We start from the raw sequence: 21,085 nt of genomic DNA, 5'->3' as shown, positions 1-21,085 counted from the left end.
GTTTTATTTTACCCAACGGTGTAATGTTTCTTTTACAATATAGAAACAGAAAATAATAAGTTAATAAGGTATTTAACGTGGTTATTTATAACGCATTAATGATTTAAAATGAAACAGTTAAACAGAAAAAATACAGGATTAGAAAAATTACAGCCAATTAAAGTAATTCAGTTTGGAGAAGGAAATTTCTTAAGAGCTTTTGTTGATTACGCTTTTCACAAACTAAATAAAGAAGTTGATTTTAATGCTGGTATTGCAGTGGTTCAACCTTTGAAAGACGGTATGGTAAACTTGATTAATGATCAGGACGGTCTTTATACTTTGTTTATGAACGGAATTAAAAAAGGCGAAAAGATACAAGATATTGAGTTGATTACTAATATTGTAAAAGCTATAAATCCGTATACTGAATTTGCTGATTATTTAGCTTTAGCTAAAGAAGAAGAACTTCAGTTTATTGTTTCAAATACTACTGAAGCTGGAATTGAATTCATTGAAAGTGATACTCCAGACATGCAGCCGCCAGTTTCATTTCCTGCAAAGCTGACTGTTTTATTATATGAAAGATTCAAACATTTCAACGGAGATACTTCTAAAGGAGTAACAATCATTCCTTGTGAGTTGATTGATTATAACTCAGAGACGCTGAAAAAATATATTTTGCAATATTGCGATACATGGAAGTTAGAGGATGCATTTAAAACTTGGGTGTCAGATGTTTGTACCTATCATAGTACTTTGGTTGACAGAATTGTTCCTGGATATCCAAGAGCTGAAATTGAAGAATACAACAATAAATTAGATTATCAGGACAATTTAATCGTGGCTGCTGAACCTTTCTTTCTTTGGGCTATTGAAGGTGGCGATGCTTTAAAATCAAAATTACCTTTTCATAAAACAGATTTGAATGTAAAAATTGTCGATGATATACGTCCTTTTAAAATGATTAAAGTTCGTATTTTAAACGGCGCACACACGGCAATGGTTCCTTTTTCACTTTTGTATGGTAACAAATTAGTAATGGAAACTGTTAACGGAGATTTTACTGGAAAATTCGTAAACAGTGTTATTAGTGAAATTAGCGAAACTCTTGATATGGACAAAAATGAAATTACGGCCTATTCTGAAGAGGTAATGGACCGATTTAAAAATCCATTTATCAAACATGCACTTGCTGATATTGCATTAAATTCTATCTCAAAATTCAAAGTAAGAGTTTTACCAAGTTTATTGGGATATTATAATGCTAACAACAAATTGCCAGTTAATTTGACTTTTTCTTTAGCGAGTTTAATTCAATTCTACAAAGGGACTTGGAATAACGAAGTATTACCTGTAAAAGATTCTCCAGAGATAGTTGAGGCATTTAAAAACGCTTGGCAATTAGGATCTTCAGATTTAGTTGTAGCTAAAATATTAGCGAACACTGAATTCTGGGGCGAAGATTTAACTAAAGTAAAAGGCTTATCTGAAGCTTTAGTATTGGCCTTAAATGAAATTGAAGAAAACGGAATAGAAAAAGGATTTGCTAATTTCAGCAAACAATATTAATTAGAATAGTTTCTGAGATTCGAAGGTCCTAAGTTTTTGAACACATCTTAGAAACTTCGCAACTTAAAAAAAAAAACGATCATGCAAAAAAAATTAATAAAAGTAAACCCAGCAGATAACGTAATTGTTGCTTTGACCGACTTGGTACAAAACGAACAAATTATATTTGAAGGAACTACCGTCTCACCAACAACTGATGTTAAAGCAAAACATAAAATCGCTGAGAAAGATTTTACAATTGGTAGTGATATTATAATGTATGGCGTTTTGGTAGGAAAAGCTGCTAAACCTATAAAAAAAGGAGAAGTCATTACTACCGAAAATGTAAAACATCAAAGTGAAAAAGTTTTTGGTAAAAACGGAAATTTAGGTTGGACTCCACCAAATGTAGATCGTTGGAAAGACAAAACTTTTAACGGATACCATCGTACTGATGGACAAGTTGGAACCAAAAACGTTTGGTTGTTTTTTCCATTGGTTTTTTGTGAAAACAAAAATATCGAAAAACTTAAAGATATTTTCGAAAACGAATTAATGCCCAAAAAAGAAGTTTCTTATAAAAATTTGTTACGCTCTTTAATTGAAGAAAAAAGCATTGAAGAAGTTTCTGATAAAAATTTAAATGAAAATCTTTTAGATAATATAGAAGTAAAATTTATTAATCATCAAGGTGGTTGTGGCGGGATTCGACAAGATTCTGAATTGTTGGCAAAACTGCTTGCAGGATATGTGAATAACCCAAATGTTGCAGGTGCTACCGTTTTAAGTTTGGGTTGCCAAAATTTGCAAGTAGATATTTTAAAGAAGGCATTGAAAGAAATGAGTCCCAATAGTGATAAAGAAATTTTGATCTATGAACAACAACAAATTGGAACTACGGATCAAATGTTTCAAATGGTGATTAAAGATTCTTATGAAGCCATTAAAAGAGCAAACAAAATTGAACGCAAACCTGCTCCTCTTTCAAAGCTAAGTATTGGTTTAGAATGTGGAGGTTCCGACGGATTTTCAGGGATTTCTGCTAATCCAGCATTAGGAATTGTTTCAGATATTTTTGCAGCTTTGGGTGGGAAAACAATTTTGGCAGAGTTTCCAGAATTATGTGGTGTTGAACAAGAATTGATGAACCGATGTGTGGACGAAGAAAAAGCAGATAAGTTTTTAACTTTAATGAAAGCTTTTGAAAAATCAGTTGTAGATGCAGGTTCAGGGTTTGATATGAACCCATCTCCAGGAAACATCAAAGACGGATTAATTACAGACGCTATGAAATCTGCTGGCGCAGCTAAAAAAGGCGGAACTTCACCTATTGTAGATGTTTTAGACTACGGTGAATATATTTCAAAACCAGGCTTAAATCTTTTAAATACGCCAGGAAATGACGCCGAATGCACCACAGGATTGGTTGGGGCGGGAGCAACAGTTGTTTTATTTACCACAGGTTTAGGAAATCCGATGGGAAATCCGATTGCACCCGTTGTGAAAATTTCTTCGAATACTGCATTAATTAATAGAATGTCGGATATTATCGATGTAAATGCTGGAACTGTGATTACTGGTGAAAAAACAATTTCCGAAGTTGGAGCAGAAATCGTAGATTACATTATAGAATTGGCGAGCGGAAAAGTGGAAACAAAGGCAGACCAGTTGAAACAAGATGTATTTATTCCTTGGAAAAGAGGAGTTTCTTTATAGGATTTTTTATCATATCAGTGATATAAAGTCACATAATTCAAAACTAAAAGGCAGCTCATCAATGAGCTGCCTTTTTACTAAGTATTGTATGTTAAATGAACTTATATCGCTTATACAGTTTTTTTAAAACTAGAAGTTAGTTCTTGAAGAAGATTTACGAATGTGTAATTCTGGAGCGAGAACTACCTTTTTTTCTATTTTAATAGTGTCGGTTTTATCTACTTGTTCCAAGAAGACACGAGCTGACATTTTTCCCATTTCAAGCGGAGACTGATCTACTGAAGTTATAGAGAGCTCCATAAATTTGGTAAAAGGTTCGTTACTGAAGCCTGCTACGCAAAACTCCTTTGGAATATTTACATTTCTTTCTTTTAACTCCTGAATGGCACCTAAAGCGGCGAAATCACTCGAAGAAAATATAGCGTCAGGCGGTGTTTCTAGAGCCAGTAAAACATCAACAGCATCTTTTCCAGCGTCAACCATACTTTTTACCGGAATAACATATTCTTCTTTAAAAGTCATTCCGTTATCTAATAAAGCTTGTTTATATCCTAAAAACCTATTTTTAAAGATTTCAAGAGATTGATCTCCAGATAAATGTGCTATTGCTCTGCATCCTTCATTTATAAGATGTTTGGTAGCGATATAACCTCCTTTAAAGTCATTAATAGTTACAGAACTTACTCCGTCAATATGTTTGCTTCTATCAAAAAAGATAAGCGGTACATTTTTTTCTAATACATTATGAAAAGCACCGTCATTTTCGTTGTTTACATCGGTAACAGACATCATGATTCCGTCGACTTGAGCATCGATTAAAGTGTATAAATTTTCATTTTCTCTTTTCGGACTCTCGTGTGTCTGGCAAATAATTACTTGATAACCATGAGGATGCAGTTCTTCTTCAATACCTCGAATTACCGAAGCGAAAAAGTTGCTGTCTATACGAGGAACAATAACACCTATATTATTACTACGGCCGCTTTTTAATGCTAAAGCAAGTTTGTTTTGCTTATAGTTCATCGAGGCAGCGGTTTTGATTACCAAGTCACGTGTGCTTTCTTTTATTTTCGGATTGTTGTTTAACGCTCTGGAAACAGTCGCAGCAGTGATATTCAGCTTCTTGGCAATATCATAAATGGTTATTTTTTCGCTCATTCGAAAAGGTTTTTCAGATTAATTCTTAGACAAAAATACATTTTTTTTATATAATTCAATATTTATTGTTATCGATTACCAGAAATGATAACTAAAACGTTTGCAATCCTACAATGATAAAAAATTATGTATTTTTTTACATTAAGTGTAAATATAATTGCAAATAAAAATTAAATATATAAATTATTTCTAAATAAATTTGGTCTGTTGAAACAAATTTTATACTTTCGTGTAATCGATTACAAAATAATTGATGTTTTACTTCCTAAAAACCAAAATACAACGTAAATGTTTACAAGTAAGTCTTTAACGTTAAGATCAATTGCGATTTTCTTTGCTGTTTCTATGTTGATTTTATCATGTGGAAAACAAGTTTCGAATGTTTCTGAATCTGATCCATGGAAAAAAATGGATTTAATCATTAAAAGCATTCCAAAAACGCACTTTTTAAATAAAACTTATAATATAAATGATTATGGGGCTGTAGCCGATGGCAAAACATCAAATACACAGGCTTTTGCGAAAGCAATTAAAGCTTGTACAGCAAATGGAGGCGGGAAAGTTATTGTGCCAAATGGGAAATATTTAACCGGTCCAATATATTTAGAAAGTAATGTAAATCTGCATCTAGAAGATAAAGCTGAAATCCTTTTTACTATTAATTCAAAAGAATATCCTTTGATCCATACTTCTTTTGAAGGAACCGAACTGATGAATCATTCTCCTCTTATATCAGCAAGAAACAAAACAAATGTTGCGATTACAGGAAAAGGAACTTTGAATGGACAGGCAAATAATACAAATTGGTGGCCTTGGTGTGGCAGTAAAGGTTATGGCTGGGAAAAAGGACAGCCTTCACAGCATGATCCTCTTAACCGTGATAATTTAGTTGAAATGGCTGAAAAAGGAGTTCCGGTTGAAGAAAGAATTTTTGGAGAAGGACATTACCTGCGTCCAAATTTTATTGAATTTTTCGAATGCAACACCATTTTAGTAAAAGATATTACTGTAATAAATGCTCCGTTTTGGATTCTGCATCCTTTAAAATCTAATAACGTAATTGTTGACGGTGTTACAGTTAACAGCCACGGACCTAATAATGACGGCTGTGATCCCGAATATTCTCAAAATGTAATCATCAGAAACTGTACTTTTAATACTGGTGATGACTGTATTGCAATAAAATCAGGAAGAGACGGAGATGGAAGAAGAGTTGGAATTCCGAGTAAAAACATCATTGTTCAAAATTGCAAAATGATCGACGGACACGGAGGTGTTGTAATGGGAAGCGAAATTACAGCTGGAGTTAATAATGTGTTTGTAGAAAACTGCGTAATGGACAGTCCGAATCTTGACAGGGCAATCCGCATCAAAACAAACTCTAAACGTGGAGGCACTACAGAAGATATTTACGTTAGAAATCTTGAAGTTGGAACAGTAAAAGAATGCGTTTTGAGAGTAACCATGTTTTATGATTTATACGGCAGCCAAGTTGGAAAATACATACCAACCATCAGAAATATTAATATGGAAAATATTAAAGTTAAAAATGGAGGTAAATTTGGTATTCTGGCCGATGGTTATAAAGAGTCTCCAATAGAAAACATAACATTTAAAGATGTTGAAATTATAAAAGTAGATTCGGTTTATTCGCTAAAGAATGTAAAAAACATAAATTTCATTAACACTTATATAAATGGAAAGAAAATTGAATCAATTAAAAATTAAAACCACTTAACTATTATATTTTAACCAAACAATTAAACTTGAAAATCAGAATTAAAATTTTCCTCAAAATCCTGGTTATTAGTAATTTTTAGTTTTTTGAGATTATTGTTTTTTGAAGAAGTTAAAAAGGAGTTTGATCCTGAATCGAACTCCTTTCTTAACTAAATTAGAAGTCCTGAAATGAAGAAAATAGTATTATTTTTATTGTTGCTTTCTGGAGTCGTAAGAGCTCAAAATCAATATAGTATAGATACGTCTTATACTGTAAAGAGTACATACAATAAATTGATTAAACAGTATCCTTTCATTACAATTGTTCAGGCAAAAACAGATAAAAATGTAAATCAGATAAGCGATGTTGTTTATGATTTGAAGGAAAATAGGGCATTACATTTAGATGCTTTTTTTTATAAGAAGAAAAAAAAGAATCCCGCAGTAATCATGATTCATGGTGGCGGATGGAGATCAGGAAATAAAAGCCAAATGCAGGTTTTTGCAAAAGAAATTGCCTCAAAAGGGTATTCTTGTTTTGCAGTTGAATACAGATTATCATTAGAAGCAAAATATCCTGAAGCAATTTATGATGTAAAAAATGCCATTAAATTCATAAAAGATAATGCAAGGAAATTCAATGTAGATACAAACAAAATTGCGGTTTTAGGATGTTCTTCAGGAGGTCAGATGGCCGCTTTGATAGGTACAACAAATGATAATCCATCTTTTGAAGATGCGGGTTTTAAAAGTAAATCATCATCAAAAGTAAATGCAATTATCGATGTTGATGGAATTTTAGCATTTAAGCATCCAGAATCGAAAGAAGGAGAAATGGCAGGGTTTTGGCTTAAAGGTAGTTATGAAGAAAATCCAGAAAACTGGAACAATGCATCGGCCTTAAATCACACTGATAAAAATACACCGCCGATACTTTTTATAAACAGCAGTTTTGAAAGGTTTCATGCTGGAAGAGATGATATGATTACAATTTTAAATCAGAATAAAATTTACAGTGAAGTAAAAACAATTGAAAACTCACCTCATTCTTTTTGGTTTTTTCAGCCTTGGTTTGATGAAATGATAATTTACACAGCGCAATTCTTAGATAAAATGTTTAAATAATACAATACGAATGAAAGCAAAAATTCAAATAGCGGCTTTATTTTTAATGGGTTTTACAGCTGTAAATGCTCAAAAAAACGATTCAAAAACAGCAAAAACATATGCTGAAATAGCAGCAAAAACAGATGGAAAGTGGGAAGGACGCAAATATATTGGCGGCACTGTTTTTAAAAATGTTGACAGATTAAAATTGGCTCCTGAACATACAGACCATTCTTTCGATATTCGTTACGAAGGCCCAGGATGGGAAAATAACCGAATTGGATACCGTTTGTATTTAGACTGGAGAAATGCTATTGATATTTTTGGAAAAAAAACTTCAGATATTATTTTGCCGAAAGTGGGTCAGGATAATTTTGATTCGTATCATGAAATGAGCGATTGGGGAGCTGATATTTTGAAAGCCGGAAAAGGAATAGGAATCGGATCAATCGACCGTTATTTAAACAATGAAAAACTCCACTTTCGTGAAGTAGATTCAACTATTGCTGTTGTTTCAAATAAAACAAATGAATCAGCTGTAAAAGTGAATTATTACGGATGGAAAACAGCGGCTGATAAAATTGATTTCACTTCAATTTTAACCATTAAGCCAGATCAGCTCTACACACAGCATACAATTCAGGCTTCAAAAGAAATCAAAGGAATCTGTACCGGAATTGTAAAACAAAAAAATACAGAATTGCTTAAAAAAGAAAGCAAAAATAAAAAATGGGCCTATTTAGCGACTTACGGAGAACAATCGCTAGTTCCAGACAAATTAGGAATGGCGCTTTTTTATGAAGTAAATACAATTGAAAATATTGCGGATACAGAATTGGATTATCTTTTGGTTTTTAAACCAACAACAAAATCGACTTCTTTTTATCTTTTAGGCGCTTGGGAACAAGAGAAAAATGGCATAAAATCAAAAGAAGAATTTATAAAATATCTTGATGAAAAATTAGAATTGCTGAACAAAAAAGGAAAAATGTAATTTTATATTTTATGACAATTTCCATAAAATAAAACAGGAAAACCTTTTCGCAGCGGAACAAATGAAAATAGTATGTGAACGGAAAAGCAAAGACAACGGTTCGCCAGCGGTGGCGGTTTTTATTTTTGCAGCAATTGAATTAGATAATAGTGAAATTTAAATATATTTTAAAATGAAAAATAATAAAAAACGAGGTTATTTTACAGCAGCAGTTGTGGTTTGTTTAATCGCATTTACAAGCTGTAAAGTGACTTCGCAAGAACCTGCAAAAAAAGATATCGTAATTTCTAAAGATTTAAAATGGTCTGATAAAATGGCTCTGACATTAATGAAACGCCATCCAGAAGCTTATATGATTGATGATTCGAAAGCACCAAAATGGGATTATGTTCATGGTTTGGTTTTGCATTCAATTGAAGAGTTGTATAAGGTAAATCCAGATCCAAGATATCCTGTTTACGTAAAAGGTTACGTTGATGCTTTAGTGCAAAATGACGGAACTATCAAAACATACGAACTAGACAAATATAACATTGATATGGTAGTATCTGGACGTCTTCTTTTTAATATATATGATAAAACTAAAGAAGAGAAATACCTGAAAGCAATGCAGTTATTGCGTAAGCAAATCGCTGAACAGCCAAGAACAAAAAGCGGCGGATTCTGGCATAAAAATATTTATCCGAACCAAATGTGGCTTGACGGATTATATATGGGAGAACCATTTTATGCACAATACACTGCTACGTTTGAAGAAGGGAAAAGCCTGGATGATGTTGCAAAACAATTCGAACAGATTCAATTGCATGCAACAGATCCAAAAACAGGATTATTATATCATGGTTGGGATGAAAGCAAAGCAATGCCATGGGCAAATAAAGAAACTGGAAACTCTCCTAATTTTTGGTCAAGAGCTTTAGGCTGGTATGCAATGGCACTTGTTGATGCATTAGATTATTTTCCAAAAGAGCATCCAAAACAAAAAGAATTGGTAAAATATTTAAATGATGTATCGGCTTCTTTGGCCAAATTTCAAGATAAATCAGGTTTGTGGTATCAAGTGACGGACAAAGTTGGCAAAAAAGGAAATTATTTAGAAGCTTCAGGATCTTCTATGTTTGCTTATGCTTTTGCAAAAGGAGCTAACAAAGGATATTTGCCTGCAAAATATAAAAAATTAGCGAATAAAGCTTTTGATGGCTTAACAACAAAATTAATAAAAGTTGATGCAGATGGAGGTATTACTTTAACGCAGGCTTGTCAGGTTGCTGGTTTAGGCGGAACTCCATATAGAGATGGCTCTTATGACTATTATGTAAACGAAAAAAAGAAAGATAATGATCCTAAGGCAACTGGACCTTTTATTTTAGCAGCTTTAGAATTGAATAGATAATTAGATAATTAGGACAATTAGATAATTAGAAATAATATACAATGAAAAATATAAAAGTCATCTTTTTTTTAATATCCATATTTTTCTTGCAGAAAAATTTTGCTCAAGTCTGGGTGCCTGACAATGGTGATGGAACGTATACAAACCCAATTATTCATGCAGATTATTCAGATCCTGATGTAGTTAGAGTTGGTGATGATTTTTATATGACAGCATCTTCTTTTAACTGTATTCCGGGTTTGCCTATTTTGCATTCTAAAGATTTAGTGAATTGGAAGATTATAAGCTATGCGCTTATTAAGCAAATACCAACTGAGACTTTTGATAAAGTGCAGCATGGAAATGGAGTTTGGGCGCCTTGTATTACCTTCCATGAAAATGAATTTTATATTTATTACCCAGATCCTGATTTCGGAATTTATATGATTAAAGCCAAAAAAGCCGAAGGGCCTTGGTCAGAACCTGTTTTGGTAAAAGGCGGAACCGGATTAATTGATCCGAGTCCGTTGTGGGATGATGACGGCAAAGCATATTTGGTTCACGCTTATGCAGGAAGCCGAGCGCAGATTAAAAGCTTAATCACAGTTTGCAGTATGAATCCAGAAGGAACCTTTGCTAAGAGCGATGAAGTAATGATTATTGACGGTCATGAAAGCGAAGGCACAATTGAAGGTCCAAAATTCTACAAACGAAACAATTACTATTATATTTTTGCTCCCGCAGGCGGTGTTTCTACAGGCTGGCAAACCGTTTTAAGATCTAAAAATGTTTTTGGGCCTTATGAGAAAAAGAAAGTTTTAGAACAAGGAAAAACAAAAATTAATGGTCCGCATCAAGGAGCTTGGGTACAAACACAAACTGGAGAAGACTGGTTCATACATTTTCAGGATAAAGGGGCTTACGGACGAATTGTACATTTACAGCCAATGAGATGGGAAAATGACTGGCCTATTATGGGACAAGATTTTGATAGAAACGGAATTGGTGAGCCTGTAACAACTTTTAAAAAACCAAATGTTGGAAAAAAATATCCAATTGAAACTCCGGCAGAATCAGATGAGTTTAATTTACCCAAATTAGGTTTACAATGGCAATGGCAGGCAAATGCGCAGACAAATTGGGGATTTCCCACAAGTTTAGGTTATTTAAATTTGTATTGTCTGCCTACAATTAAAGACAGTAAAAAGATTTTTGAAGCGCCCAATTTATTGCTGCAGAAATTTCCAGCAGAAGAATTCACAGTTACAACCAAAATGACTTTTAATACAAGACTAAACGGTGAATCAACGGGTTTGATTATAATGGGCTTGGATTACAGTTATTTATCTCTGAAAAATGACAATGGAAAATTATTTTTAAATCAAAAAACAGGAACTTTTGATAAAAAGATAACGGAAACAGAAACAAGTCCGATTGCGATACCAAATTCTACTATCTATTTGAGAGTTCAAATTAAAAAAGGAGGTATCTGCAGTTTTTTATATAGTTTAGATGATAAAAAATATCAGCAAATTGGGAATGAATTTGTATCAAAAGAAGGAAAATGGATTGGCGCGAAAGTTGGACTTTTTGCTTTGAGCGAAAAAGTTACAAATGACTCCGGAAACGTTTCAATAGATTGGTTTAGAATTACTAAATAACTTAAAAATGATTCAATTAAAAAGAACAGCAGTATTCCTTTTTGTATTGGTAAGTTTGGCATCGAATGCTCAAAATACTTATAAAAACTGGCCTGATATTATTCGCAAAAATGAAGCATCTTGGTTTGGTTCGGCGGAAGCCAAAAAAATAGCTGAGAATGTTTTGTTGTATCAAAGAGATATTGGCGGCTGGCCAAAAAATATCCAGATGCAGAAAGAACTGACTCAAAAGGAAGAAAAAGATTTGATTGCACTTAAAAAAACAGCTGTAGAAACTACAACAGATAATGGTGCAACTTGTCAGGAAATGCTTTTTATGTCTAGAATGTATGCGCAGGTAAAAGATGAGCGTTACAAAGAATCTTTTTTAAAGGGATTGAATTATCTTCTTGAAGCTCAATATAAAAATGGAGGCTGGCCTCAATTTTATCCATTAAAAAAAGGATATTATACGCATATTACCTACAATGACGATTCGATGGTTAACATCTTGAATGTAATGAAGCAAGTCAGTGAAGGAACTGATTATTATAGTATTAAGCCATCACAGACAATTGTTGAAAAAACAAAAAAAGCTTTTGATAAAGGAATAGACTGTATTTTGAAAACCCAGTATAAGCAAAATGGCGTTTTAACAGCCTGGTGTGCACAGCATGATGAAGTTACTCTGGCTCCGGCCAATGCAAGAGCTTTTGAACTAGCATCGTTAAGCGGTTATGAATCGACAAAAATTGTATTGCTTTTAATGTCAATCGAAAAACCTTCTCCAGAAATTATTACCGCTGTTAAAAGCGCGCAGGCTTGGTTTGAGAAAACAAAAATAACCAATCTTGAAGAGAAAAGAGTTTTAGACGACACCGGAAAAATTGTAGATAAAAAAATGATTCCTGCCGTAAATGCTGGACCAATATGGGCTCGATTTATGGATCTTGAAACTAATGAACCTTTCTTTTGTGACCGCGATGGAATAAGGAAAAAATCTCTCGATCAAATTGGGTCTGAAAGAAGAAACGGTTATTCTTGGTATTCTGATGCGCCAAAAGAAGTGCTGAAGAAATATGCAGCCTGGGCCATTAAAAATGGAGTAAAAGTTTCTTCAACTGAAGCTTCGGCAAAAAAAAAAGATAATTTTATAACTGTTGCCCAAGACGGATCAGGCGATTTTACTAAAATTCAGGATGCAGTTTATGCAAGTCCAGCTTTTCCTTATGAAAAAGTAACTATACTTGTCAAAAATGGTATTTATAATGAGAAAATTCGTGTTCCTGAATGGAATACAAATGTTGCTCTCGTTGGAGAAAGCAGAGAAAATACTATTATTACCTTTGATGATAATTTTAAAAAAATCAATTTAGGAAGAAACAGTACTTTTTATACTTATACAGTTTTGGTTGAAGGCGATGATTTTTCGGCCGCCAATTTAACGATTAAAAATACTTCTGGCGATAATGGCCAAGGAATTGCTTTATCAATTGTGGCAAATCGCGCTAAGGTTTCTAACTGTTCTATTTTAGGAAATCAGGATACTTTGTACTTATCCGGTAAAGAAGCAAAACAATATTTTAAAGATTGTTACATTGAAGGAACTACGGACTTTATCTTTGGAAGTGCCACTTCATTATTTGAAAATTGTACTATCAACAGCATTAAAAATTCGTACATCACCGCAGCATCAACTCCAGAAGGAACCGCATTTGGATTTGTTTTTAAAAATTGCAAATTAACAGCTAATCCAGAAGCAACAGCAGTTTATTTAGGAAGACCGTGGCGAATTTATGCTAAAACTGTTTTTATAAGTTGTGAATTAGGAAAACAAATAAGACCAGAGGGCTGGGAAAATTGGTCTAAACCAGAAGCTGAAAAAACATCTTTTTATGCTGAATACAATTGTTCAGGTGAAGGTTTTCAGCCAGCTAAAAGAGTAGCATGGTCACATCAGCTTCAAAAAAATGAGGCTGAAAAATATACAATTGAAAACATTCTTAAAGATGAAATACCAAACTGGTACTCTAAATAAAATCAGGAACTAGCAAACGATATTATGAAATTTAAATGCATTATTTTTTTATTGATTTCATTAAGCTCTTTCGCGCAGAATAACGAATTTCCGAGTGCAAAGGTTGATTCAATTGTTAATAGAATTCAGCTTCCTGTTTTTCCTTCTTATCAAATAAATATTGCAAAATTAGGTGCGAAAGGAGATTCAATTTCAAATAATAAAATTGCATTTGATAAAGCAATGGTATTGTGCAAAAAGAATAATGGCGGAACCATTATAGTTCCTAAAGGCACTTATAAAATTAACGGACCAATTCATTTTGTAAGCAATGTAAATCTTAAGCTTGAAAAAGGAGCGAAAATTAAATTTAGTGACAATCCTCAAGACTATCTGCCAATGGTTTTAACCAGTTGGGAAGGTACGATGCTGTATAATTACAGTCCGCTTATTTATGCTTATGATTGTACAAATATTGCTATTACAGGAGAAGGAACAATTGATGGAGAAGGAAGCAAAATATGGAAAAGTTTTAAAGAAAAAGAAGGGAAGGGAAAAGATTTGAGCCGTGAAATGAATCACACGAATGTTCCTTTAAAAGACAGGAAATTTGGTGAAGGTTATTTTTTGCGTCCGCAGCTGATTCAGTTTTTTAATTGCAAAAATATTTTAGTTGAAAATATTCGTATTGAAAATTCCCCTTTCTGGTGTCTGCATCTTTTAAAATCACAGAGTATTACGATTAGAGGCATCAGTTATAAAGCCTTAAATTATAATAATGACGGAATTGATCCAGAATATGCAAAAGATGTTTTAATTGAAAATGTAACTTTCAATAATGGTGATGATAACGTAGCTATAAAAGCAGGCAGAGATCATGAAGGCAGAGCGAATACAGCAATACCGAGCCAAAATATTGTCATTAGAAACTGCAATTTTAAAGGACTTCATGGAGTTGTTTTGGGAAGCGAAATGTCAGCTGGAATTCAAAATGTTTTTGTTGAGAATTGTAAAACAGTTGGGTATTTAAAAAGAGGTATTTATGTAAAAACCAATGCAGATCGTGGTGGATTTATAAAAAATATTTTTGTCCGAAATATTAAGTTGGATGAAGTAGAAGATTGTTTGTACATCACTGCTAATTACCATGGAGAAGGAAAAGGTTTTCAATCAGACATCTCGAATATTCATTTTTCAAATATCTCATGTAATAAAGCAACTGAATCTGGAATTGTAATTCAAGGATTTGCAGATAAAAAAATCCGAAATATCAGTTTGAATAATATTGAAATTAAAGAAGCTAAAAACGCGATTTCAAACGAAAATGCTGAAAATGTTTTGATGACAGATGTTTTTATTGGCAAGAAGGCGACAGTTCCAACAGCTGCAAAATAGGTTTTTTGGAGGTTCAAAGAAACAAAAAAAGCATATTCTAATAATCTAATAATCTAGTATCTAAGAAGTCTAGTATCTAAGAAGTCTAGTATCTAAGAAGTCTAGTATCTAAGAAGTCTAATATCTAAGAAGTCTAATGTCTAATAAGTCTAGTATCTAAGAAGTCTAATATCAAAAAAATGAAAAAATATATCATAATAACATTATTAATCTCGTCAGTTTGTTTTTCTCAGAAAACAACATTATATACAATTGGTGATTCGACAATGGCGAATAAAAAAGATCCAGACCGCAATCCGGAACATGGTTGGGCGCAGGTGCTTCAGCCATTTTTTAAAGATAATATTCTTGTAGTAAACAAAGCTGTAAATGGCAGAAGTACCAAAAGCTTTATAAATGAAAACCGTTGGGATTCAATTTATAAAAAATTAAAAAAAGGTGATTATGTTTTTATTGAATTTGGTCATAATGATGAAAAAATAGAAGATTCTACGAGATATACAAATCCGCATACAACTTACAGGTATAATCTAATTCGGTTTGTAAAAGAAACTAGAGAAAAAGGCGCAACACCAATATTGCTTACGTCTATATCCAGACGAAACTTCAATGAAAAAGGTGTATTAGTGCCAACACATGGCGATTATCCGTTAGAAACACGATTGGTTGCTCAGGAATATAAAGTTCCATTTATAGATTTAGAATATTATACAGAATTGTTGGAGCAATCTTATGGTCCAGAAAAATCAAAGCAATTGCATTTACATTTTAAAGCAGGTGAAAATGCCTATTACGATAAAGATAAAGCTGATGATACTCATCTTTCTCTGAAAGGGGCAACAGCAATTGCTCAAATTGTGGTAGATCAAATTAAACTATTACAGGATTCTACAGTAGATAAACTTAAAAAGGGAATCAAATAAACTTGATTGTAAAACTTTAAATTAGAAAAGAGAGGATAAATGTCCTCTCTTTTTTTTTATAAATGTTTTTTTTAGCTCTTTATTTTTTGCAATAAATTAAAATATAGTAGTAATCTCTTTTTTTTTATAAATACTTTCCTAACTTTTTTAGTGTTAAAATTTTATTAATGTGTTGAAATTCAGTACTTTTGTGTTTTAAAGGTAAAAAACTAATAATTTGGTTTATTTACATTTGATAGTTGAATTACAAAATCTTTAGTAGGATAATTCATCAGGTGTTATAAGGCCATTACTATAAGCCACACTTAAAGAGCTATTTTTTTTTATTACGCCCGTACCTTTTTTTATAATAAAATAATTTTTCAAATTATTGTTTAACTATCTGTAATTAAGTCTTTTAATTATTGTTTAGTTGCTGTTCAGTTCATTTCCATTTATTTGGAGAATCTTTCCTCCAAACGATAAATACCCTATTTTATAACTTTTTAAACTTTTAAGGGTAATAACAAAATTGAACAAGCTAGACTTTTGCGCCCGCTTTCGTAAGAGGGTGTAAATCAATAAAATATAGGATTTAATTACAAAACAGTTGTTTTAATAACAGCATATCTTTTACTATTTAAAAAAGATATCGTGTTCAAAGTAAGCCTGTTTTAATTAATAAAAACAATTATGAAATCAAAAATTACTTTACTAGTACTGTTAATTATATTACCAGTAATGAGTTTCATGGGTAATGAAGCTTTTGCTCAAACTGTTTCTGGCATCGCGAGCAACACAGGATGTTTTAACAGTGGAATTGTAACTGCAAGCAGTACAGGTTTGGGTGCTACTCCGCAATACCAATTGTCAAAAGCTGGTGTTGTAGTGGCACCAGTTTCTGGAGATCCTACACAGTTTACAAACACTAATGTTTTTACAGGATTAAGTTCGGGAGTTTATGTTGTAAATGCTAGAGCAACTGCTGGAGGAACTGTATTTTCAAGCACAAATATCACGGTTACAGATGGCTACACTGCCATGACTGTTTCTACGCCTACAAAGGTAGCAGATTGCGTAGGAGGAACGGCTTCATTAACATCGACAGTAACAGCGGGAAAGGCACCTTATACATATACTATAGCTGCACAGTCAGCGCCAGGTGTTATTTTGCAAAATAGCGGACCAATAAGTGCAACTACTTTTAATTTTAATCCGTTGGGAGTTAATAACTATTTAGTAAGCGTGACTGATGATTGCGGACAGACTATTACTGGAGCAACATCTATTTCTAATCCTACAGTAACGGTAAATGATTTTAAATTAGGAAGTTTAGCCTATCCTAGTTTTAATACAACAAATAACTGTTCTACGCCTCTGAATGTTATTAACGAATTATTATTTCAATATATAGCTAATAGCACTACTATTTCGCCAAGCGATGCGGCAAGATTTAGCTGGAAAATATTATATCAAGGACAGCTCTACGGTCAGGATACTAACGCTGATGGATATAGTGATGTAGGTGGAGCGGGTTATTCACCTTTGCTTAATACAGTTAGATTACCACTAGTTGCTACAAAAGCTGGCGTATTAGCAGAAATAGCAAGTGGCACTATGAAGGTAGTTCTGAGTGATAATTGTGGTAATTCTAAAGAATTTAATGTTACGCAATATAATAGCGGCGGTACTATGGGACCAAGTAATTGTGCAGGAGCAGGACTTATTAGAGCGGTACCTAACAGGTTAAGCTGTTTTCCTTTGAATGTTACATTTACTAACATAGCAAATCCTGCAGATATTGTTACAACTACTATTAACAGTACTGCACAACTTATTGCTGGTTTTACAGCAGGAGCTACTTACCATGTGACTTATGTAGATGCACAAGGGAGTACTACAAGAAGTTTTGATACGCTTCCAGTTTCTCAAAATATATCAATTCCCGCAGCTTCAACTTTTACTATTAGTCAGGTTCTTACTGGAGTACAGCAAAATTTAAATGTTTTAGGTTACGGAAGACTAATTTTAACAGTAACTCCTGTTCAGGCTGGAGATATTATTAATTATACAGTCACAGCATCAGATAATCCTTTAGTACCTGTAGGATACACAAGCAGTACTCCATTAAATGCTACTTCAGGAAGCGCTACATTACCTAGAGTAAATGCTTCAGATCCTTTAGATTATTGGCCATCAGGTCATTATACTTTAGATATGACTATTCCTTGTGGTACAAGAACTATAAATGCTACAGTTTCAGGTTATAATGCTACTTTAAACGGAAATACTATAACGCCTGTTTGCGGAGGATTTAATTATGTAATGAATGGAAATTTTGATAGTGTAAGTGCTTATCAGGTTATTATTGTTTCTGGTCCATCAAGTGTTGGTCAGGTTAGAGATTTAGCCAGTAATACAGCATCACTTCCTTTTAACGGATTAAGTTATGGTACTTATGTTTTTGGTTTACGAATAAAAGGAGGAACTGTGAATGTCCTTACTCAAACCTTGACTTATGATTCTAATAATGTTATTACTGTGGATAAAACTAATACTGGTGGGTATGTTTGCAGCAGTGGCGCGACTAATGGAACTTTAACTATCGCAGCAACATCAAACTCGCCTGCACCTGGAAATGTTTTAGAGTATGCTCTTAGTACAGATGGTGGAACTAATTTTGGTGCTTATCAAAGTGGTAATACTTTTTCGGGTTTAACAGATAACACTTATTTTTTTAGAATTAAAGACGGTTGTGGAAATATCATAACTCAATCGGCACAGATAGGTGTAGCAGCGGCTCCAACAGCTACGGCTGAAGGTCAGTCAACTCCAGCAACATTTTGTAATCTTAGTACAGGAACATTACAATTAGATGTAGATACTGTGGGTGCAATTTCATATTTATGGACTGGACCTGGAATTACTACAGCTAATGAAACTCTTAAAAGCCCTCTGGTAAATTATAATGCTTTATCAGTTGGAAATAATAATTTTTCTTGTTCCGTAACTTTTGGGCCTCCATGCAGCAGTACTACAGTTTCAAATTTAACAATAAATATAACAGCGCTTCCTGTTGTTTCAATAACAAATCCGGCAGCTGTTTGTTTTCCTAATACAGTAGATATTACTGCACCAGCAATAACTGCAGGAAGTGAAACAGGTTTAACATACTCTTATTTTACAGATTCAGAAGGTACAGATCCAATAGTTGATCCAACTATTATAGATGTTAGCGGCACATATTACATAAAAGGCACTAATGCAACTTGTAGTAATATACAGCCTGTAACGGTTATAGTTAATTCGTTGCCTATTGCAGGAATAACCTATCCAAGCACTCCATATTGTCAAACAGGTACTGCGACAGTTACCCAGACAGGTACAACAGGAGGAACCTATAGTGGAGATGCGGGTTTAATTATTGATGCTGTAACGGGAACTATAGATTTAGCTGGTTCTACGATAGGAGATCATACGGTAACTTATAGTTTCACTGATGGTACTTGCTCTAGTACAGACATAGCGTTAATTGAAATAAATGAATTGCCAACTGCATCAATTGCTTACTCAAGTAGTCCTTATTGTAATAGGGGTACAGCCACAGTAACTCAAACAGGTGAAGCAGGCGGTACTTACAGCGGAGATACTGGTTTAATTATTGACCCATCAACAGGAACAATAGATTTAGCACTTTCTACAGTTGGAACTCATACGATTACTTACAATTTTAGTAATGCAACTTGTTCAGGAACAACAACTGCAAGTATCACTATAAATGCAACAGTAGCTCCATCAGTTTTAGCAGATATTACAGGACAATGCGAAGCAACACCAATAGCACCGACAATTACAGATCCTTGTGCAGGTACAATTACCGGAGCAACAACAACTTTATTTCCAATTACAACTCAAGGAACAACTGTAGTTACTTGGACTTTTGATTATGGAAACGGATATACACAAACTGCAAATCAAAATGTAATAATAGATGATACATTGGGGCCTGTTATGCCAATTTTAGCAGATGTAACAGGAGAATGTTCTGCAACACCAACAGTACCAATAGCTACAGATACCTGTACAGGAGCAATTACTGGAGCAACAACAACTGCATTTCCAATTACAGCAAAAGGTACAACTATTGTTTTGTGGACATTTGATGATGGAAACGGAAATATATCATTTGCAAATCAAAATGTTATTATAACAGATACTACAGCACCAGTCGTGCCGGTATTAGCAGATGTAACAGCAGAATGTTCGGCAACGCCTCTGACACCAACTACTACAGATAATTGTGATAGTGGCGTAATAACAGGTACAACTTCTACTATTTTTCCAATAACAACACAGGGAACAACTGTAGTTACTTGGAACTTTACAGATAGTTCAGGAAATACATCGACAGCGACTCAAAATATAATTATTGATGATACGATTGCACCGGTTGCTCCAGTATTGGCAGATGTAACAGGACAATGCGATGCAACACCTAGTGCACCAACAGCAACAGATGCGTGTGCAGGAACAATAACAGGTACAACGACTACAGCTTTTCCAATTACAACCCAGGGAACAACAGTAGTTACATGGACATTTGATGACGGAAACGGAAATACATCAACAGCAAATCAAAATGTAATCATTGACGATACTGTTGCGCCAGTTGTACCAGTTTTAGCAGATTTAACAGGTCAGTGTGATGCAACTCCAATTGCACCAGCAGCAGCAGATGCCTGCGCAGGAACAATAACAGGAACAACCACTACCGTTTTCCCAATTACAGCACAAGGAACATCAGTAGTTACATGGACATTTGATGACGGAAACGGAAATATTGCAACAGCGAATCAAAATGTAATTATTGATGATACGATTGCTCCGGTTGCACCAGTTTTAGCAGATGTAACAGGACAATGTAATGCAACCCCTGCAGAACCAACAGCAGCAGATGCCTGCGCAGGTATAATAACAGGAACAACCACTACCGTTTTCCCAATTACAACCCAGGGAACAACAGTAGTTACATGGACATTTGATGACGGAAACGGAAATATTGCAACAGCGAATCAAAATGTAATTATTGATGATACAGTTGCGCCGGTTGCACCTGTTTTGGCAGATGTAACAGGACAATGTAATGCAACCCCTGCAGTACCAACAGCAGTAGATGCCTGCGCAGGAACAATAACAGGAACAACCACTACAGCTTTCCCAATAACAGTACAAGGAACAACAGTGGTAACATGGACGTTTGATGACGGAAACGGAAATATTGCAACAGCTGCTCAAAATGTAATTATTGATGATACGATTGCTCCGGTTGCACCAGTATTGGCAGATGTAACAGGACAATGTAATGCAACCCCTGCAGTACCAACAGCAGTAGACGCCTGCGCAGGTACAATAACAGGAACAACCACTACAGCTTTCCCAATAACAGCTCAAGGAACAACAGTGGTTACATGGACATTTGATGACGGAAACGGAAATATTGCAACAGCTGCTCAAAATGTAATTATTGATGATACA

Annotated in this window: 12 protein-coding genes; 11 read left to right on the top strand and 1 reads right to left on the bottom strand. The window is 33.9% G+C overall.

The genetic code is table 11. From position 1 onward, the window contains the following. The first annotated feature begins 108 nt into the window (after positions 1–108). Positions 109–1,551: a tagaturonate reductase gene (locus tag IRZ83_RS18105; RefSeq protein WP_194570587.1), complete on the top strand. Its 1,443-nt coding sequence runs from the start codon at positions 109–111 to the stop codon at positions 1,549–1,551. An 81-nt stretch (positions 1,552–1,632) separates the two neighbouring features. Then, positions 1,633–3,246, top strand: coding sequence for a UxaA family hydrolase (locus IRZ83_RS18100; RefSeq protein WP_194570586.1), 1,614 nt, complete (start codon positions 1,633–1,635; stop codon positions 3,244–3,246). A 129-nt stretch (positions 3,247–3,375) separates the two neighbouring features. On the opposite strand, the gene IRZ83_RS18095 is transcribed toward IRZ83_RS18100, so the two are convergent. Then, positions 3,376–4,404 carry a LacI family DNA-binding transcriptional regulator gene (locus tag IRZ83_RS18095; RefSeq protein ID WP_194570585.1) on the bottom strand — a complete coding sequence of 343 codons (1,029 nt, stop codon included), beginning with the start codon at positions 4,402–4,404 and terminating at the stop codon, positions 3,376–3,378. Positions 4,405–4,692: 288 nt separating this feature from the next. On the opposite strand from IRZ83_RS18095, the gene IRZ83_RS18090 reads away from it, so the two are divergent. The 9 genes from IRZ83_RS18090 to IRZ83_RS18050 all read left to right on the top strand — a co-directional run. Then, complete coding sequence (locus IRZ83_RS18090) at positions 4,693–6,132, top strand: glycoside hydrolase family 28 protein (RefSeq protein WP_194570584.1); 1,440 nt, start codon at positions 4,693–4,695, stop codon at positions 6,130–6,132. 180 nt (positions 6,133–6,312) lie between these two features. Next, positions 6,313–7,248 (top strand): alpha/beta hydrolase, encoded by a 936-nt coding sequence (locus IRZ83_RS18085; protein ID WP_194570583.1) that lies wholly within the window; start codon positions 6,313–6,315, stop codon positions 7,246–7,248. A gap of 10 nt (positions 7,249–7,258) precedes the next feature. Beyond that, a complete protein-coding gene (locus tag IRZ83_RS18080) occupies positions 7,259–8,224 on the top strand; it encodes a DUF4861 family protein (protein WP_194570582.1) in 966 nt (321 codons plus the stop codon). Between the two features lie 172 nt (positions 8,225–8,396). Then, positions 8,397–9,617, top strand: coding sequence for a glycoside hydrolase family 105 protein (locus IRZ83_RS18075; protein ID WP_194570581.1), 1,221 nt, complete (start codon positions 8,397–8,399; stop codon positions 9,615–9,617). A gap of 41 nt (positions 9,618–9,658) precedes the next feature. Further along, on the top strand, positions 9,659–11,257 hold the full coding sequence (locus IRZ83_RS18070) for a glycoside hydrolase 43 family protein (RefSeq protein ID WP_194570580.1): 1,599 nt from the start codon (positions 9,659–9,661) through the stop codon (positions 11,255–11,257). 7 nt (positions 11,258–11,264) lie between these two features. Further along, positions 11,265–13,274: a pectate lyase gene (gene pelA / locus IRZ83_RS18065; protein WP_194570579.1), complete on the top strand. Its 2,010-nt coding sequence runs from the start codon at positions 11,265–11,267 to the stop codon at positions 13,272–13,274. Positions 13,275–13,298: 24 nt separating this feature from the next. Beyond that, on the top strand, positions 13,299–14,648 hold the full coding sequence (locus tag IRZ83_RS18060; protein ID WP_194570578.1) for a glycoside hydrolase family 28 protein: 1,350 nt from the start codon (positions 13,299–13,301) through the stop codon (positions 14,646–14,648). 179 nt (positions 14,649–14,827) lie between these two features. Next, positions 14,828–15,571 (top strand): rhamnogalacturonan acetylesterase, encoded by a 744-nt coding sequence (locus IRZ83_RS18055; protein WP_194570577.1) that lies wholly within the window; start codon positions 14,828–14,830, stop codon positions 15,569–15,571. Between the two features lie 672 nt (positions 15,572–16,243). Beyond that, the coding region (locus IRZ83_RS18050) for a beta strand repeat-containing protein (RefSeq protein WP_228520724.1) at positions 16,244–21,085 on the top strand (4,842 nt) is incomplete at its 3' end.

It is taken from the genome of Flavobacterium sp. JLP (assembly GCF_015350755.1).
Taxonomy (GTDB): domain Bacteria; phylum Bacteroidota; class Bacteroidia; order Flavobacteriales; family Flavobacteriaceae; genus Flavobacterium.
The sequence above is the reverse complement of the archived record's forward strand: the minus strand, read 5'-3'. Positions and strand labels throughout refer to the sequence as shown.

Coding starts and splice junctions, on each gene's coding strand:
- IRZ83_RS18055 (WP_194570577.1), top strand. CDS start 14,828: ATGAAAAAATATATCATAATAACATTATTAATCTCGTCAGTTTGTTTT.
- IRZ83_RS18100 (WP_194570586.1), top strand. CDS start 1,633: ATGCAAAAAAAATTAATAAAAGTAAACCCAGCAGATAACGTAATTGTT.
- IRZ83_RS18085 (WP_194570583.1), top strand. CDS start 6,313: ATGAAGAAAATAGTATTATTTTTATTGTTGCTTTCTGGAGTCGTAAGA.
- IRZ83_RS18095 (WP_194570585.1), bottom strand. CDS start 4,404: ATGAGCGAAAAAATAACCATTTATGATATTGCCAAGAAGCTGAATATC.
- IRZ83_RS18080 (WP_194570582.1), top strand. CDS start 7,259: ATGAAAGCAAAAATTCAAATAGCGGCTTTATTTTTAATGGGTTTTACA.
- IRZ83_RS18090 (WP_194570584.1), top strand. CDS start 4,693: ATGTTTACAAGTAAGTCTTTAACGTTAAGATCAATTGCGATTTTCTTT.
- IRZ83_RS18060 (WP_194570578.1), top strand. CDS start 13,299: ATGAAATTTAAATGCATTATTTTTTTATTGATTTCATTAAGCTCTTTC.
- pelA (WP_194570579.1), top strand. CDS start 11,265: ATGATTCAATTAAAAAGAACAGCAGTATTCCTTTTTGTATTGGTAAGT.
- IRZ83_RS18105 (WP_194570587.1), top strand. CDS start 109: ATGAAACAGTTAAACAGAAAAAATACAGGATTAGAAAAATTACAGCCA.
- IRZ83_RS18075 (WP_194570581.1), top strand. CDS start 8,397: ATGAAAAATAATAAAAAACGAGGTTATTTTACAGCAGCAGTTGTGGTT.
- IRZ83_RS18070 (WP_194570580.1), top strand. CDS start 9,659: ATGAAAAATATAAAAGTCATCTTTTTTTTAATATCCATATTTTTCTTG.